At 72.4% G+C, this 14,005-nt stretch carries 14 protein-coding genes; 4 read left to right on the forward strand and 10 right to left on the reverse strand.

Annotation, left to right across the window (positions count from 1 at the left end):
* Positions 1 to 3: 3 nt before the first annotated feature.
* From IG99_RS11430 to IG99_RS11450, 5 genes are all read right to left on the reverse strand, one after another.
* The gene (locus tag IG99_RS11430; RefSeq protein ID WP_051865211.1) at positions 4 to 1,257 is read right to left on the reverse strand and encodes a GNAT family N-acetyltransferase; all 1,254 of its coding nucleotides are present in this window, start codon (positions 1,255 to 1,257) and stop codon (positions 4 to 6) included.
* A gap of 152 nt (positions 1,258 to 1,409) precedes the next feature.
* A complete protein-coding gene (locus IG99_RS11435; protein ID WP_037672518.1) occupies positions 1,410 to 2,984 on the reverse strand; it encodes an alkaline phosphatase D family protein in 1,575 nt (524 codons plus the stop codon).
* A 121-nt stretch (positions 2,985 to 3,105) separates the two neighbouring features.
* Entirely contained in the window at positions 3,106 to 3,666 is a 561-nt protein-coding gene (locus IG99_RS52370) for a hypothetical protein (protein ID WP_463607309.1), read from the reverse strand.
* Between the two features lie 93 nt (positions 3,667 to 3,759).
* Positions 3,760 to 4,590 carry an alpha/beta fold hydrolase gene (locus IG99_RS11445; RefSeq protein WP_037672519.1) on the reverse strand — a complete coding sequence of 277 codons (831 nt, stop codon included), beginning with the start codon at positions 4,588 to 4,590 and terminating at the stop codon, positions 3,760 to 3,762.
* Positions 4,591 to 4,746: 156 nt separating this feature from the next.
* Complete coding sequence (locus tag IG99_RS11450) at positions 4,747 to 5,400, reverse strand: NADPH-dependent F420 reductase (protein WP_037672521.1); 654 nt, start codon at positions 5,398 to 5,400, stop codon at positions 4,747 to 4,749.
* A 326-nt stretch (positions 5,401 to 5,726) separates the two neighbouring features.
* Here IG99_RS11450 and IG99_RS11455 point away from each other — a divergent pair, with 326 nt between their 5' ends.
* Entirely contained in the window at positions 5,727 to 6,488 is a 762-nt protein-coding gene (locus IG99_RS11455; protein ID WP_037672523.1) for a GntR family transcriptional regulator, read from the forward strand.
* A gap of 111 nt (positions 6,489 to 6,599) precedes the next feature.
* Here the strand turns inward: IG99_RS11455 and IG99_RS11460 are convergent, their stop codons facing one another.
* The 3 genes from IG99_RS11460 to IG99_RS11470 all read right to left on the reverse strand — a co-directional run bounded on the left by IG99_RS11460 (position 6,600) and on the right by IG99_RS11470 (position 9,737).
* Positions 6,600 to 7,757 (reverse strand): ROK family transcriptional regulator, encoded by a 1,158-nt coding sequence (locus IG99_RS11460; protein WP_037672524.1) that lies wholly within the window; start codon positions 7,755 to 7,757, stop codon positions 6,600 to 6,602.
* Positions 7,758 to 7,896: 139 nt separating this feature from the next.
* Positions 7,897 to 8,559, reverse strand: a complete 663-nt coding sequence (locus tag IG99_RS11465) for a response regulator transcription factor (protein WP_037672526.1) — start codon at positions 8,557 to 8,559, stop codon at positions 7,897 to 7,899.
* Positions 8,560 to 8,573: 14 nt separating this feature from the next.
* Positions 8,574 to 9,737 carry a sensor histidine kinase gene (locus tag IG99_RS11470; protein WP_037672528.1) on the reverse strand — a complete coding sequence of 388 codons (1,164 nt, stop codon included), beginning with the start codon at positions 9,735 to 9,737 and terminating at the stop codon, positions 8,574 to 8,576.
* A 108-nt stretch (positions 9,738 to 9,845) separates the two neighbouring features.
* Between IG99_RS11470 and IG99_RS11475 the strand changes: the two genes are divergently transcribed.
* Genes IG99_RS11475 through IG99_RS11485 form a run of 3 tightly spaced genes read left to right on the forward strand, consistent with a single transcriptional unit; the run spans position 9,846 to position 11,962 of the window.
* Positions 9,846 to 10,772: an ABC transporter ATP-binding protein gene (locus tag IG99_RS11475; RefSeq protein WP_037672531.1), complete on the forward strand. Its 927-nt coding sequence runs from the start codon at positions 9,846 to 9,848 to the stop codon at positions 10,770 to 10,772.
* Positions 10,769 to 11,494, forward strand: a complete 726-nt coding sequence (locus IG99_RS11480; RefSeq protein WP_037672534.1) for an ABC transporter permease — start codon at positions 10,769 to 10,771, stop codon at positions 11,492 to 11,494. Before IG99_RS11475 ends, IG99_RS11480 begins: the two co-directional genes overlap by 4 nt.
* 57 nt (positions 11,495 to 11,551) lie before the next feature.
* The gene (locus IG99_RS11485; protein ID WP_037672537.1) at positions 11,552 to 11,962 is read left to right on the forward strand and encodes a hypothetical protein; all 411 of its coding nucleotides are present in this window, start codon (positions 11,552 to 11,554) and stop codon (positions 11,960 to 11,962) included.
* 7 nt (positions 11,963 to 11,969) lie between these two features.
* Here IG99_RS11485 and mug read toward each other — a convergent pair whose 3' ends face one another.
* Together mug and purB are read right to left on the reverse strand one after the other, a co-directional pair.
* Entirely contained in the window at positions 11,970 to 12,515 is a 546-nt protein-coding gene (gene mug / locus IG99_RS11490; protein WP_078947656.1) for a G/U mismatch-specific DNA glycosylase, read from the reverse strand.
* On the reverse strand, positions 12,512 to 13,954 hold the full coding sequence (purB, locus tag IG99_RS11495; protein WP_037672545.1) for an adenylosuccinate lyase: 1,443 nt from the start codon (positions 13,952 to 13,954) through the stop codon (positions 12,512 to 12,514). Before purB ends, mug begins: the two co-directional genes overlap by 4 nt.
* Positions 13,955 to 14,005 lie beyond the last annotated feature (51 nt).

A 14,005-nucleotide genomic window follows, 5' to 3' on the forward strand; every position in this document is an offset into this window, starting at 1 on the left:
CCCTCACTCACCCGCACTCGACAACCGCCTCGCAACCCCCGCCGCGTGCCCCCGTTCTGCCGGCGCCGCGTCCAGGCGGGCCGTGACGACGAGGGTGCCCTCCTCGATCTGGTAGTCGAGGGGCAGCCCCAGGCCACGCATCGCCGCGACCATGCCCGTGTTGGACGACTGCGTCACGGCGTACACGCTCGCGCAGTTCGCCTCCTCGGCCATCGCGACCAGCCGGGCGAGGAGTTCACTGCCGAGGCCCCGCCGCTGCCAGTCGTCCTCGACGAGCAGGGCGACCTCCGTCTCGTCGCCGTCCCACAGCAGGTGGCCGAGTGCGACGACCCGGCCCGAGGCGGTCCGGGCCGCGAGGGTGCGGCCGAAACGCGGGCTGAGCAGGTGGTTGAGGTAGCGGTCCGCGTCGCCGACCGGCCCGTGGTAGCGCATCCCGAGGGTCCTGGGGGAGCACCGCGTGTGCATCGCCTTCGCGGCCGCCAGGTCGCCGGTGTCGGCCCGGCGGATGGTGATGTCGTTGCCCTCGGGCAGGGTCAGCACGTCGTGGCTGCGCGGGACGCGCGGGCCGAGGCGGGCGTCCAGTTCCACCAGGGCGCGTGCCCGCGCGAACTCGGTCGGGGTGAACGGCAGATAGGGCCGCTCCACCGTGATCACTCCGCCTTCCGGCGCGCGCAGCCGCATCACGGTGTCCTCCAGGGCTCCCTCGACCGGGACGCTCTCCGTCGCGCGGCCGCCGCCCGGGGGCCGCGCGGGCACCGAGCGGATCGTGCAACGACCGAGCAACTGCCGTAGCGCCATCGGGAGTTCCGCCGCGTCCAGCGCGGTGCGGGTGGCCAGGCCAAGGACCCGGGTGGGCGCGTCCACCAGGTCGTGGGCGTCGGCCCGCTCGATCCAGGTGCCGGTGCCGCCCGCCGCGGACACCGCCCGGGCGATGTCGTCCCCGCAGAGTTCGCCGGGGGCGCGCAGCAGGAACTCGTCGACGGTGTCAGCGCCGAGCGGATGCGTCTGCAGGCTGAGGATGTCGACCCGGTGTCCGGCGAGGGCCGTGCACAGCGCGGCCAGCGAGCCCGGTTCGTCCTTCACGGTGGCCCGCATCCGCCACAGGCCGCTCTCCCCGGCCGGCGGCCGGGTGTCGGTATCACTCGCGGGCGGGGCGTGGCCGTGGCGGCGTGACCACCAGGTGAAGAAGGCCACCGCGGCGGTCAGGAGAACGGCCGAGATCATCAGCAGGGCCACACGGGACAGATCGTGAGTCATGCAGCCACTGTGGAGGAAGCGTGTTGCGTGATCACGAACGCTCTGTGACTGATGGGTAAAGCATGCTTCTGCCCTATATTATTGCGCTTTTGACGGGTGTGCCGCGCGCCGAGGGATGACTCCGGCACGCGGCCCCGTCAAGCCTACGGGAGTTACTGCCCCACGCGCCCGGGCTGCAGCACCTGAGTGAACAGTACGGTGCCGTCCTGCTCGCGCAGCCGCACCGTCAGCTCCCCGCTGTCACCGTCGATGTCGACCTCGCCGAAGAACTGGAAGCCGTCCGCCGGTGAGACGTTGGCCGTGGTGGGCGCCTTGACGAAGACGCGGTCCGGACCGAACGTGCCGTCCAGCGCGTTCGCCGGGAAGGCGCCCGCGTTGAGCGGACCGGAGACGAACTCCCAGAACGGCTCGAAGTCCTTGAACGCGGCCCGGGACGGGTCGTAGTGCTGGGCCGAGGTGTGGTGGACGTCCGCCGTCAGCCACACCGTGCCGGTGATCCGCCGGTGTTTGACGAACCGCAGCAGCTCGGCGATCTGGAGCTCACGGCCGAGCGGGGCACCCGGGTCGCCCTGCGCGACCGCCTCGATGTTCGGCCTGCCGTCGGTGCCGTCCGGCACGACCAGGCCGAGCGGCATGTCGGAGGCGATCACCTTCCACACCGCGCGGGAGCGGGCCAGCTCGCGCTTGAGCCACTCCAGCTGCTCGCGGCCGAGGATGCCCACCGGGTCGGAGGCCTGGTCGTCGGGGGAGTTGGCGTCGCGGTAGGTGCGCATGTCCAGGACGAAGACGTCGAGGAGCGGGCCGTGGTGCTGCACCCGGTAGATCCGGCCGTCGGGACGGCGCAGCGTCGAGATCGGGAAGTACTCCGAGAACGCCTGCCGGGCGTGCGCGGCGAGCACGTCGACGTTCTTCTCGGTGTACCGGGTGTCCGCGAAGATCTCGCCCGGGAACCAGTTGTTGGTGACCTCGTGGTCGTCCCACTGGATGATCGAGGGGACCCTGGCGTTGAAGGCGCGCAGGTTCTCCGCCAGCAGGTTGTAGCGGAAGTTGCCGCGGAACTCCGCCAGCGTCTCGGCGACCTTCGACTTCTCCTCCGTGACGACGTTCCGCCAGGTCCGTCCGCCGGGCAGGGCCACGGTCTCCGTGAGCGGGCCGTCGGCGTAGATGTTGTCGCCGCTGCACAGGAAGAAGTCGGGGTCGAGGGCGGCCATCGCGTCGTAGATCCGGTAGCCGCCGAGCTCCGGGTTGATGCCCCAGCCCTGCCCGGCCAGGTCGCCGGACCAGACGAACCGCACGCCGTCGCGCCGCCGTGCGGACGCCGTCCGGAAGGTGCCGGTGACGGGTTCGCCGGTGCGGCGCGGGTCGTCCGGGTCGGAGAGCAGCACGCGGTAGTGGATCTGCTCGCCGGCCGGCAGCCCGCGCAGCCTGGTCGTGCCGGTGAAGTCGGTATCCGAGCCGAGCAGCGGGCCGTGCCATCGGCGCGGGTCGCGGAAGGACTCCGTCGCCGACGTCTCGACGATCATCCGGGCCGGGCGGTCGGAACGCACCCACACCAGACCGGAGTCGGTCGTCACGTCCCCGGACTGCGCGCCCCAGCTCGCCCGGGGGCGCCCAGAGCGGGCGAACGCCGGTGCCGCGCCGAGGCCGACGGGCACGGTGAGGGCCGCCGACGCGGCCAGCGAGCCGCGCAGAACGCTGCGGCGGCCCGGGAACGGACGGTGTGACATGGGTGCGCCTCCAGGGACGGGAACCGGCCAGTGTGCACTCCCACACCTACTGGGGCGGCGCGGCGCACACGGAAACCACGGGTGAACAACTGACCGGGGAAGCTGCGCTTCGGAGGTCACGTCAGCCGCTCGTGGCCTCCGCCATCAGGCCCACCCCGTCCCGTATCCGCGCCGGTGACAGATGTGCGTATTTGAGGACCAGGCGTACGGGACCGTCCCCCTGGACGGCCGCCGTCCCCGACGCATGGTCCTGTACGGGGCGTTGCTCGTCGCCGCCGGCGCCTGCGCGGTTCAGGGGTGGGGGCGTACGGACGGTGCGGGCATCGCCTTCTCGGTGTGCGCGCTGGCCGGCGAGGTCGGCTTCGCGGTCCTCGCCGTGCCCGTGCTGCGGCCGCTCGGTCCCCGGCTGCTGTCGGCCACGGTGTGCGGCCTCGCCGCACTCGAGTCGGCGGCGGCCGGTCTGCTCGTCGACGGCGCCGGGTGGTTGCGGCTGCCCGACGCCGGCGAGGCCGCCGCGCTGCTGTGGCAGGCCGCCGTCGTCACCGTCGTCGGCTTCGTGTGCTGGTACAGGGGCATGCAGCGCATTGGCGCCGAACGCGCCACCCTCTTCTCCGGTCTGATCCCCGTCGCGGCCGCCTGCACAGCCCCTCTCGTCGGCACCGGCTCCTACGGCGCTGCCCACCAGGTCGCGGGCAGCGCCCTGGTGGGCGCCGGAGTCGCCCTCGGCTCGGGCGCCTTGCGCCTGGGCAGGGGACCGTCCGGGCGGAGCGGTCTCTCAGCGGCTGCCGTCGAGGATGACGCGCGCGACCAGCGCCGGGTCGTCGTTCATCGGGCAGTGGCCGCAGCCGGGCAGCCGTACCAGTCGGGCCTGCGGGATGATCCGCTTGGCGCGGAGGCCCTGGCGGCGCACGAGCAGCATGTCCCTGGTGCCCCAGGCAACGGTGACCGGCAGTCCGACGATGTCGTCGGTGAACTGGACGGTCGCGCCGGCCCGCAGCGTCTGGTCGAATCCGGTCGCCCGCGCGAGCGCGAGCGTCTCGGCGACCACGGCCTCGGGTGAACGGCGGCCGGGCCGGGCGTAGATCGTGCTCGTCAGTGCCGTACGGCCGGCCGCGGTCCGCGACAGCCGCTCGACCAGCGGCAGCGGCAGCCGCCGGGAGATGTGCCGCATCGCCAGCAGGACACCGAAGGCGTAGCGCCGCTCGGCCTCGGACCAGAATCCGGCAGGAGAGAGGGCCGTGACGGACCGTACGAGCTTCTCACGGCCGAGTTCCAGGGCCAGCAGGCCGCCCAGCGAGTTCCCCGCCACATGCGGTCGTTCCAGCCCCAGAGCCTCGCAGAAGGCGCCGAACACGGCGGTCGTCGTGGGCAGGTCGTAGGCGAGGGCGTCCGGCAGGCCCGGCGAGACGCCGAAGCCGGGAAGGTCCACCGCGATCACGTCGCGTTCGGTGGCGAGGATGTCCACCACGGGGTCCCAGGCCTGGCGGTGGTGGCCGATGCCGTGCAACAGGAGCAGCGGGTCGCCGGTGCCCGCACGGGTGTAGGAGACGGTCACGCTCTGCGGGCCGTGCGGAGAGGGGACCTTGAAGGAGACGGTGTCGGACATGGGTGCTCCTCGTCTGGGACTCGCCGGTTCGCCTGGTCGCCGGATGGCCGATCGACCGGTTCGCCGACTCGCGGCGGACGCGTGCAAGACAGCTTGTCAGCAATTACTACCGACGGGTAGCCCCAAGTTGCCGCCAGGACCGCGCCCGTACGGCTGTCAGCGCGCCCGGCGCAGCTCGTAGTTGAACTCCGCGTGCCCGAAACCCTGGAACAGCCGGATCCACAGCGGCATCAGCATCTCCATCGCACGGGCCCCCTCGATGTCACCCAGGTCGATCACACGCCCGCGCGGCCAGCCGAACTCCCCGAGCAGCGCGGTCACCAGCTCCTTGGCGTCCGGGTCCTGACCGCACAAGAAGAGGGCGTGGTCCCCCGGCACCAGGTGCGGAGCCACCATCACCCGGCAATTCACCGTGTTGAGGGCCTTCACCACGCGCGCGTCCGGGAACGCCCGCTGGATCTGCTCGCCCACACTGTCCGACTCCACGGGGGACAGCCGCAGCCGGCCGTCCTCGAACGCGAGCGGGTTGCAGACGTCGATGAGCACCTTCCCGGCCAGGTTCTCGGCCCCGGCGTCCCGCAGCGCGGTCAGTGCCACCCGGCCGCCGACCGCGTTCACGACCACCTCGGCGCCCGAGGCCGCCGCCGCGAACGTGCCGACGCCGGCCCGCTCACCCGCGTCTCGGGCCCACTCCAGGGCGACGGGATTGTCCGCGGTCCGTGAGCCCAGCGTCACCTCGTGCCCCAGCTCCACCAGTTTTCCGCCGAGTGTGCGGCCGACCTCGCCCGTGCCCAGCACCGCGTACCGCATGCGTGTCCTCTCGTGGTTCGGGTCACCCCCGGCTTCCCGGCCATTCTGCGCCGGAACGGCATGGTTCGCCTGGACACGGCTGAGCGTGTCGGATGGGATGAGACGGTGGCTGCCGACCTGGAGTCGCTGTCACCACCACGCCGACTCGGGTGCACGGATGAGTGGTCCAGCCGTACTGGACGCGTGGACCACCGCCCGCGCGGGGCGCTCGAGCATTGGTCTTGACCAAGGGTGGGGGCCGCCCTATGGTCGCAGACAAGTGCAACAACCTTTAATAAACAAGGGCGCTAAAAGGCCGCCGGATCACGGCGATTGCGGAGGACAGGGTGGGGACCACGCAGTTGGAAACGGTGCCGGAACCGAAGTATTGGCACCTCAAGACCGTGCTCAGCGAGGCACTGGACTCGGAGTTCGCGGTGGGCGAGATCCTGCCCAACGAACGCGATCTCGCCGCCCGGTTCGGGGTCGCCCGCGCGACGCTCCGTCAGGCCCTGGAACAGCTCGAACTGGAAGGCAGGCTCCAGCGCCGTCGCGGAGTCGGCACGACGGTCGCCCCGCCCCGCATGGGCGTGGCCGTGGGCACGGAGTCGCACGCCTGGCCGGGGGCGGCCGGTGACGCGTGGCAGCCCGTCGACTGTGCCGAGGCGGTTCCGCCGGCGGCCGTCGCCGACGCGCTGGAGACCGGCCGTGACGAGGCCGTACACACCGTGCGCCGCTCCCGGATGAGCCATGGTCAGCCCGTCGCCGCCGAGCTCCTCTACATCCCGGAGGCGTCGGTGCCCGACCTCTCTGCCATCGACGCCCCGTCCTCGGTGGCACGCGCGCGTTCCGTCCTGCGCGAGCTGCAGCGTCTGGAGCTCGAGGGCCAGGACCGCGCCGTCGAACTGGGCTCGGCCCGCGCGGACGACGCGAAGGAGCTCGACCGGCTCCCGGGGGCGCCCGTCCTGGTCGTCACCACCCGCTTCTTCGCCGAGGGCCGCACCGCGGCGCTCTCCGTCGCCACCTACCGCGCGGACACCTGCCGACTCACCTTCGGCGCGTCCGGCGGCGTCGAGATCACCCACGGTCCGGAACGCCAGGCGTCCTGACCAGCAGATTCCCCGCGCCCCTTCGGGGCGCGGGAGCTGCGCGAACAACCACGACGACGCCGCAGCCGCCCACGCCGCGCCCGCCCTGTACCTCGCTCGGGCCGCGTCCCCTCAGCGGCGTGCCGTGACCGTCCCCTCCACCGCGAAGAACTGTTCCTCCACGTGGTCGAGCGCCAGCCGTAGCGCACCGGTCGTCACGGCTGCCTCACCGAGGAGGGAGAGGGTGACCTTCGGGGGGCGCAGGCAGTAGCGGGCCAGCTCCTGGCGAAGCGGCTCCAGTACGCCGTCCAGCCCGACCGCCCAGCCGCCGACGACGACCAGCTCCGGGTCGAGGGCCAGCACCAGCGCCGCCACGTCGTGCACGAGCCGCTGGATGAAGCGGTCGACGGCTGCCCGGGCCCGCTGGTCGCCCTCGCGGGCCTGCGCGAAGACCTTGGCGACCGCCTGCTCGTCCAATGGGTGCAGCGGCTGGTCCGTCGTGGACAACAGGGTCTCCGGAGTCACCTCACGGCCCAGCAGATGCAGCGCGCCGATCTCCCCGGCCGCCCCGCCGTACCCCCGGTGCAGCCGACCGCCGATCAGGGAACCGGCGCCCGGGCTCAGCCCTGCCAGCACCATCACGATGTCGTCGGACTCGGTGGCGGAACCCTTCCAGTGCTCGGCGACGGCCGCCGCGTTGGCGTCGTTCTCCACCAGCACCGGGCACTTGAAGGAGCGGCTCAGCCGCTCGCCCAGCCGCAGCCCCGTCCACTCGGGCAGCGCGGCGCCCAGCCGTATCGTGCCGTCCGTCTCGACTATCCCCGGGGTGCCGACGCCCACCGCCCGCAGCGAGCTGCGTGGCACCCCGGCCCGGCGCAGCAGTTCGGCGACCACGGTGCGCAGCCGCTCCAGGCGCTCGTCCGCCGGAGCCGTCTCGTCGACGTCCTTGACCTGCGCGCCCAGCACCCGGCCGTCCAGGTCGGCGAGGAGCGCGGCCACGCGGTGCGCCCCGATCTCCAGCCCCAGCAGATGCCCCGCCTCCGCGCGGAACCGGAACCGGCGCGCGGGCCGCCCCTGACGCCGGGCGGCGCCCTCCTCGGCCGCCTGCTCGACCACCAGGCCGGCTTCGATGAGCCCCTCGACGACCCCCTCGACGGTCGGCCGGGACAGCCCGGTGACCCGGGTGACCTCCGTCAGCGTCGCGCAGTCGGTGGCACGCAGCGCGTGCAGCACCACCGCGGAGTTGATTCTGCGCAGCAGCGAGGGGTCCCCGCCGGTCAGCCGTCCCAAGGTCCGTCCTCCCAGCTCGTGCGCGTGTGGGGCGGATCGTACTCGGCGCGGTGAACTCCCCGCGAGTGCGATCGGTCACCTCCCCACCGCCACTCGGGCCGCCGTCGTCTCGGCCCGCCGCCACTCGGCCCACCGCCACTCAGCCCGGCGCCACGAACCCCGACTCGTACGCCGTGATCACCGCCTGGGTGCGGTCCCGGGCGCCCAGCTTGGCCAGCACCCCGCTCACATGCGACTTCACCGTCTCGGTCCCGACGACCAGCCGCGCCGCGATCTCCGCGTTCGAAAGGCCGCGGGCCATCAGCCGCAGCACCTCCGCCTCGCGCTCGGTCAGCCGGGCCCGCTCCAGGACGTCCCGGGCCGCGCGGTTGCCCCCGTCGTCGCCGTACTCGGCGGCCAGGCGCCGCACCGAGGCGGGGAACAGCAGCGACTCGCCCTCGGCGACCAGCCGCACCGCGTGCACGATCTCGGCGGGCCGGGCCCGCTTCAGCAGGAAACCGTCGGCCCCCGCGCGCAGCGCCTCGTACACGTACTCGTCGTTCTCGAAGGTCGTCACCACGAGGATCTTCGGCGGCTCGGGCACCGTCCGCAGCACGGTGCGCGTGGCCTCGATGCCGTCGAGGAGCGGCATGCGGACGTCCATGGCGACCACGTCGGGCCGCAGCTGCCGCACCAACGGGAGCACCGCGGCCCCGTCGGCCGCCTCCCCGACGACCTCGATGTCGGGCTGCGCCTCCAGCACGGCCCGCAGACCCGCGCGGACCAGGGGTTCGTCGTCGACGAGGAGAACGGTGACCGGCATCCGGCCAGCCTAGATCAACTCAACGGCAGCTCGACATGCACCTGCCAGTCACCCTCGGAGGGGCCGGTGCGCGCCCGGCCGCCGAGCAGGGCCGCGCGCTCGCGTATCCCGCGCAGACCGCTGCCCCGGCCGGGCCCCGGTATCTCGGCGGTGAGCGGGTTGCGGACCTCCAGGGCGAGGGTGTCGTCGGCCACCTCGATGCGCACCGTGACGGGCACGGCCCCCGCGTGCCGCACCACATTGGTCAGCGACTCCTGGAGGATGCGGTAGCCCTCGCGGGAGACAGGCCCCGGGACCTTCTCCACGGGGCCGGACAGTTCGGCGTCCACCTTGGCGCCCGAGGCCCGAGCGGACTCCAGGAGACGGTCGGCGTCCGTGAGGGTGGGGCGGCTGCTCACCGGACGACCCGACTCGCGCAGTACGCCGAGCACCCGCTCCAGGTCCTCCAGCGCGGCCCGCCCCGTCTCCTCGATGGCGACGAGCGCACGGTCGGTGAACTCCGCGTCGCCCGCCGCCCGGGCCGCGCCCGCCTGCACGACGGCGATGGTCAGCGCGTGCCCGATCGAGTCGTGCAGCTCGCGCGCGATACGGGTGCGTTCGAGCAGCTGCTCGGTGCGTTCCTCCAGGGCGGCGAGCCGCTGCGAGGGGGAGGGGCCGAGGAGACGCCGCGCCACCAGGGTGACGAGCGAGCCGGCGAGCACGACGGCGGCGCCGAGCGCGATCACGGGAAGCGGCACGAGGAGCGCGTACCACCAGTGGTGTCCCGGTACCTGGACGAACGTGGCGGGGTCCGGCGTACCGCCTCTGGCCGCACCCGCCAAGTCCCCGGTCAGCATGGGCAGTTGGATGGTGAGGAAGGCGACGGCAGAGCCGAGGATCAGTCGGCACTCCAGCCACAGAACCGTCCGCCAACGGTCGCCCCAGGTGACGGAGGGCGCCGCGACGATGTCCGGGTCTTTCGCGTCGTGCCGTTGGCCGAGCAGCAGGGGGCCGGCCTGCAGCCCCTCCACGGTCCGCATCGCCGGCACGAGTCCGGCGAACGCGAGCGGCACCGCCGCCAGGTACATCCGCGTGTTGTCGAGGAACCACCACATGGTCGGCCACACGACGGCGATGAACAGATGCAGCCATCGTGTGTACGTGACCGCCCGGGTGAACGGGCGCAACAAGCGGACCATTTCGTCATCGTGCCAGCCGCCACTGACAACCGGCTTCCCCCGCACGGGGGAGACGATCTCCACCACCGGGGGAGGCGCCGACCCCGCGTCGACGGCCACGCTGCTGCCATGACCAGCATCGACGTCCGCAACCTGACCAAGGAGTACGGCACCCGACGCGCCGTGGACGACCTCACCTTCCGGGTCCTGCCCGGCCGCGTCACCGGCTTCCTCGGCCCGAACGGCGCCGGCAAGTCCACCACCATGCGTCTCCTCCTCGGCCTCGACCGCCCCACCTCCGGCACCGCCACGATCGGCGGCCGCCCCTACCCCACCCTGGACGAACCCCTGCGCCACGTCGGGGCGTTGCTCGACGCCCAGGCCGCGCACGGATCCCGCACCGGCCGCGACCACTTGCGGGCCCTCGCGGCGAGCAACCGCCTCCCGGCACGCCGGGTCGAGGAGGTGCTGGAGGAGACCGGCCTGGCGTCGGTCGCGCGGCGCCGGGTGAAGACGTACTCCCTGGGCATGCGCCAACGGCTGGGCATCGCCGCCGCCCTGCTCGGCGACCCCGAGGTCGTCCTGCTCGACGAACCGTCCAACGGCCTCGACCCGGAGGGCATCGTGTGGGTCCGCGAACTCGTGCGCCGACTGGCGGGGGAGGGGCGTACGGTCCTGGTCTCCAGCCATCTGATGAACGAGACCGCGTCCTTCGCCGACCACCTGGTCGTCCTCGGACGCGGCCGGCTGCTCACCGACATGCCGATGCGGGACTTCATCGACGCGCGCGTGCAGCCACGCGTGCGGGTCCGCACGACGGACGACCCCGCTCTCGAAACGCTCCTCGCCCAGCGGGGCCTGGACGCCGAACGGCACCAGGACGGCCACTGGACCGTGCACCACGCGCGCGTGGACGACATCGGCCGCCTGGCGTCGGGCGCCGGCCTTCCCCTGCTCGAACTGGCCTCCGAGGAGGGCACCCTGGAGCAGGCCTACTTCGATCTGACGGCGACCGAGACCGAGTTCACCGCACGTCCCCAGGAGGCCCGACGATGACGTTCGCCCCCGCTCTGCACGCCGAGTGGATCAAGATCCGTACGCTGCGGTCGCTGTGCGGCGCGCTGCTGGCGGTGTTCGTCGCGACCACGGCGTTCTCCGCGCTCGCCGGTGCCTCGGACACCTCCGACCCAGGCTTGGACCCGCTGTTCACGGCGCTGTCCGGGGTCATCCCCGGCCAGATCGCCGCCATTTCGTTCGGTGCCATGGCCGTGGCGTCGGAGTTCCACGGCGGTGCGCTCCGAGTGACCCTCGCCGCCACGCCCCGGCGCGGACGGTGGTTCGCCGCCAAGGCGACCGCCATCGCCGTACCGTCCCTCGTCGTGGGACTGGCCACCGCTCTGGCGGCCCTCCTCGCGGCACGGGCCGGTCTCGGCGGGGCGGCGGACGGACTGACCGCCGACGAGCAGACGCGCGCCGTCGTCGGCTGCGGGGTGTACCTCATGCTCATGTCCCTGTTCGCGGCCGGCCTCGCCGCCCTGCTGCGCAGCGGGGTGGGCACGCTCTCCCTGTTGATCCCGTTCATCCTCGTCGTCTCGTTCGTGATCGGGGACAAGACCGGCACCGCCGCCGACTTCCTGCCCGACAAGGCGGGTCAGGTCGTCCTGTACGAGACGCACGACGGACCGCTGGGACCGTGGACCGGTCTCGCCGTGACCGCGCTGTGGTCGGCGCTCGCCCTGCTGGCCGGCGGCTGGAGCGTGCGCCGCCGGGACGCCTGACGGCCATGCCCTTCTGACGCCTCACCAATTGTCAGAGGTGACCGGTTTACTGGAGGCATGAGCCCCGATCAGCACCTCGCCGGGATCGACCTGCTGGGCACCCAGGCGTTCCCGGCACAGCAGAGGTACATCACGGCCGAGTTGGCCACGAGCACAGGTCTCGTGGCCAAGGACCCCGCGGAGCGGATCACGGCGGCGGAGCGGTTCCACGACGACAAGGAGGACGCGGCCCACGTCCTGACCGAGTCCTGGGGAGAGCCGGAACGGATCGGCCTGCAGACGATACGGCTGCGGACGGCGACGGAGGAGATACCAGAACCCTGGGCCCGGCTCAGCCTCACCATGGGCGACGTCTACCTCTGGGAGCTGACGGAGCACGGCCGATGGGCGGCGCTCGGTGTGGCCGATCTCGATCCGGACGACGAGATACAACTCCTCCTCGTCGTCACCGACACGGACCCGCCCTGACGACCGGCTAACCCTGCGCCGCCTCCCGCAACCGGGCGAACTCCTCGGCCATCGTCGCCGCCGTCCAGTGCGCGTTCAGACCGCTGGGATTCGGCAGCACCCACACGCGGGTGTCCCCGATGACCCGTTCCTGCGGCCCCACCCGGGCCTTCCGGTCGTCGAAAGCGGCCCGATAGGCCGTGACACCCACGACCGCCAGCCAACGGGGCCGCAGCAGCGTCACCTTCGCCGTGAGCCGGCGCCCGCCTTCCAGGTACTCCTCCGCGCTCAGTTCGTCGGCCCGGGCGGTGGCCCGCTCGACCACGTTGGTGATGCCGAGCCCGTACGAGAGCAACTCCCGCTGCTCCGACGGCTTCATGAGCCTCGGTGTGAAGCCGGACAGGTGCAGCACCGGCCAGAAGCGGTTGCCGGGGCGGGCGAAGTGGTGCCCCGTCGCCGCCGTCATCAGACCGGGGTTGATCCCGCAGAACAGCACGCGCAGGCCGTCCGCGACGACGTCGGGTACGAGACGGTCGCGGGCGGCCTCCAGCTCCGCCGGGGTGAAGCGCGTCAGAGGATCGCTCCGGGGGTGTAGCCCGCGGCCTCCGGGTGCCGCTTGACGATCTCCTCGATCCGGCCGACGACGAGGCCGACCTGGTCGGCGGCCGCGCCCGTGAAGGACAGCTTGTCGGCCATCAGGGCGTCCAGCTGCGCGCGGTCGAGCGGGATGCGCTCGTCGGCGGCGAGCTTGTCGAGAAGCTCGTTGCGCTCGGCGCCCTGCTCACGCATCGCCAGCGCGGAGGCGACGGCGTTCTCCTTGATGGCCTCGTGGGCGAGCTCACGGCCCACCCCCGCGCGCACCGCGCCCATGAGCACCTTGGTGGTGGCGAGGAACGGCAGGTAACGGTCCAGCTCCCGGGCGACGACCGCGGGGAAGGCGCCGAACTCGTCGAGCACCGTCAGGAACGTCTCCAGCAGACCGTCGAGCGCGAAGAACGCGTCCGGCAGCGCGACCCGGCGCACCACCGAGCAGGACACGTCGCCCTCGTTCCACTGGTCACCGGCCAGCTCGCCCGTCATCGAGGCGTAGCCGCGCAGGATCACCATCAGGCCGTTGACGCGCTCGCAGGAACGGGTGTTCATCTTGTGCGGCATGGCGGACGAGCCGACCTGGCCCGGCTTGAAGCCCTCGGTGACCAGCTCGTGCCCGGCCATCAGGCGGATCGTCTTCGCCAGCGACGACGGCGCCGCCGCCAGCTGCACCAGCGCGGTCACCACCTCGTAGTCCAGCGAGCGCGGGTAGACCTGGCCGACCGAGGTGAACGCCTGCGAGAAACCCAGGTGGTCGGCGATCCGCTGCTCCAGCTCGGCCAGCTTGGAGGCGTCCCCGCCGAGCAGGTCCAGCATGTCCTGCGCGGTGCCCACCGGGCCCTTGATGCCGCGCAACGGGTAACGGCCCAGCAGCTCCTCGACCCGTCCGTACGCCACGAGCAGCTCGTCGGCGGCGGTCGCGAACCGCTTGCCGAGGGTGGTGGCCTGCGCGGCGACGTTGTGGGAGCGGCCGGCCATGACCAGCTCGCCGTACTCACCGGCCAGCTTGCCCAGCCGGGCGAGCACGGACACGGTACGGTCGCGGATCAGCTCCAGGGAGAGGCGGATCTGGAGCTGCTCGACGTTCTCGGTGAGGTCGCGGGACGTCATGCCCTTGTGGACCTGCTCGTGCCCGGCGAGGTCGTTGAACTCCTCGATCCGTGCCTTCACGTCGTGGCGGGTGACCTTCTCGCGCTCGGAGATGGAGGCGAGGTCGACCTGCTCGAGGACGCGTTCGTAGTCGGCGAGCGCCTGCTCGGGCACCTCGATCCCGAGGTCCTTCTGGGCCCTCAGCACGGCGAGCCAGAGCCGCCGCTCCAGCTTCACCTTGTACTCGGGCGACCAGAGCGTGGCGAGCTCGGTGGAGGCGTAGCGTCCGGCGAGGACGTTCGGGATGCGGGGCTTGGCGGGCGCAGAAGTCACGTGTACGGATTCTACTGGCGATTCGTGCAGGCCAGCGCACCGGCCTTTTCG

This window comes from Streptomyces griseus subsp. griseus, assembly GCF_000720255.1.
Taxonomy (GTDB): Bacteria; Actinomycetota; Actinomycetes; order Streptomycetales; family Streptomycetaceae; genus Streptomyces; species Streptomyces griseus_I.